This window comes from Streptomyces sp. NRRL F-6676 (assembly GCF_000725625.1).
In the GTDB taxonomy this organism is placed as follows: domain Bacteria; phylum Actinomycetota; class Actinomycetes; order Streptomycetales; family Streptomycetaceae; genus Streptomyces.
Genome location: NZ_JOHS01000118.1, coordinates 1 through 1,391, shown reverse-complemented (window position 1 = coordinate 1,391; position 1,391 = coordinate 1). Strand labels below are relative to the sequence as shown.

2 protein-coding genes are annotated in these 1,391 nt (G+C 64.9%); one reads left to right on the top strand and one right to left on the bottom strand.

Annotated elements, in window-relative coordinates; genetic code table 11:
- The first annotated feature begins 45 nt into the window (after positions 1-45).
- Positions 46-492 carry an SRPBCC family protein gene (locus tag IO29_RS37380; protein WP_078618606.1) on the top strand — a complete coding sequence of 149 codons (447 nt, stop codon included), beginning with the start codon at positions 46-48 and terminating at the stop codon, positions 490-492.
- Between the two features lie 15 nt (positions 493-507).
- On the opposite strand, the gene IO29_RS37375 is transcribed toward IO29_RS37380, so the two are convergent.
- Positions 508-1,316 (bottom strand): IS5 family transposase gene (locus IO29_RS37375; protein WP_234307715.1). Its coding sequence is split into 2 segments (ribosomal slippage): positions 508-996 and positions 999-1,316, totalling 807 coding nucleotides; the frame shifts between segments, so codons are not numbered across the junction.
- Positions 1,317-1,391 lie beyond the last annotated feature (75 nt).

Sequence of the window (1,391 nt, the reverse complement as noted above, 5' to 3'; positions counted from 1 at the left end):
GAGCTCGTAACACGATCATGGTGAGACGCGGTCTACCTTGTTGGGGTGTCGTCCCTCGCTGTTACTGCTTCTTCGCACTCATCGGCGTCTGCCGCCATCGTCTACGCGGCGCTCCTGGATGCAGAATCCTGGCCGTTGTGGTCCGCCTACGCCGACGTCGAGTGGGATGTGCCTGCGGGAGTCGACCGGCCGGCACGCGTCGATGACCTGCGCACCATCCGTTCCCTTACTGGGCGTGTGTGCTGCCGCGAGCGCGTCGTCGAGATGGTTCCCGACCAGCGGTTCAGCTACGAACAGGCCGCAGGACTGTTCACCTCTCATCGAGGGTCTGTGGACCTGGCCCGAGCCCCCCATGGCGGCACCGACATCACTTGGTCAGCGACCTACCGACACACCCTCCCTCTCCTGGACATGCTCAGGAGACGGCGTCTGCAGGTTTGGGTCCAGGATCTTGCGTCATACGCCAACTCGATCGTGAGCCGTAACTCCTAGAACTGCAGCGCAGATTCATGATCCGAACTTCTTCAGGCGTCTCCAGCAGATGAGGCTGCAGCCCAACGAGACCAAAGCGTCGTGGAGTTCGAGGCGTCGTTCCCATCGGATGGCGAGACGTTTGAACTGGTGGAGCAGGGCGAACGTCTGCTCGACGACGTAGCGGAGCTTGCCCAGGCCCTTGATGTTCGGGGCACCCTTGAGGGAGATGACCGGCAGGATCCTGCGGCGCCGCAGTTCCAGTCGTACGGCCTTCGAGTCGTATGCCTTGTCGCCCAGGACGGCCTCGGGGCGCCGTCGCGGTCGGCCGGGCCGGCCAGCGACGGGCGGGATGCCGTCGACCAGATTGAGGGTCTGGGTGATGTCGTTGACGTTCGCCGCGGTGGTGATGACTTTGAGCGGGGTACCGCGTCCGTCGCAGATCAGGTGGTGTTTGCTGCCCGTCTTCCGCCGGTCGACCGGCGACGGACCGGTGTCGGCGCCCCCTTTTTCGCGCGGATGTGGGAACCGTCCACGCAGGCCCGTGACCAGTCGAGTTCGCCGACCGCGTTCAGCTCTGCGAGCAGGACCTGGTGCAGCCGGTCGAAGACCCCCGCCTCCTGCCACCGGTCCAGACGGCGCCAGCACGTCTGACCCGAGCCGAACCCCAGCTCCAGCGGTAGGAGCTGCCACGCTATGTCGTTGTAGAGGACGAACAGGATGCCCTGGAGACAGAGCCGGTCCGGCACCGGTCTCGGCCCGGGCGACCGCTCCGGCCAAGGCGGCAGGAGCGGCTCAATCAGCGCCCACAAGTCGTCGTCCACGATCCACGGCCGAGTACTCACACCATCACGAACGGCCGAATCTTCACACCGGTCACGGCCAACCAGCACGTTTCACCAAGATCGTGTTACGAGCTC